Origin of the sequence: Pseudonocardia halophobica, assembly GCF_027922425.1 — a bacterium.
Taxonomy (GTDB): Bacteria; Actinomycetota; Actinomycetes; order Mycobacteriales; family Pseudonocardiaceae; genus Pseudonocardia; species Pseudonocardia halophobica.
Map to the genome: position 1 here is coordinate 1 of NZ_BSFQ01000197.1, position 736 is coordinate 736.

General features: G+C 66.6%; 1 protein-coding gene. It reads left to right on the top strand.

The features are described from left to right. The coding region (locus PKE99_RS38125) for an IS256 family transposase (RefSeq protein ID WP_271215110.1) at window positions 1-736 on the top strand (736 nt) is incomplete at both ends.

Below are 736 nucleotides of genomic sequence, written 5' to 3' on the forward strand. Positions count from 1 at the left end.
CGCGACGCCAGCTTCGACCCCGTCATCGTGCGCAAGCGCCAGCGACGCCTGGACGGGATCGACGAGATCGTGCTGTCACTGACCGCCCGTGGCTTGACCACGGGTGAGGTTGCGGCGCACTTCGCCGAGGTCTACGGGGCGAAAGTCTCCAAGGACACCATCTCGAAGATCACCGACAAGGTCCTCGACGACATGGCCGAGTGGCAGAACCGGCCCCTCGACGCCGTCTACCCGGTGATCTTCATCGACGCCCTCTACGTCAAGGTCCGCGACGGCCAAGTCGCCAACCGGCCTTTCTACGTGGTCATCGGCGTCACCGTCGACGGCCACCGCGACATCCTCGGGATCTGGGCCGGCGAGGGCGGCCAGGGCGGGGAAGGCGCCAAGTTCTGGCTCCAGGTACTGACCGAGGTCAAAAACCGCGGCGTCGCCGACGTGTGCATCGCCGTCTGCGACGGGTTCAAAGGCCTACCCGAGGCGATCACCACCGCCTGGCCGGCCACGGTCGTGCAGACCTGTGTGCTGCACCTGATCCGCAACACCTTCCGCTACGCGAGCCGCCGCTACTGGGAACAGATGGCCAAGGACCTCAAGCCCGTCTACACCGCCCCGACCGAGGCCGCCGCCCTGGCGCGGTTCGAGGAGTTCACCGACACCTGGGGAGGGACTTATCCGGCGATCATCGCGCTCTGGCGCAACGCATGGTCAGAGTTCGTGCCCTTCCTGGACTACGACG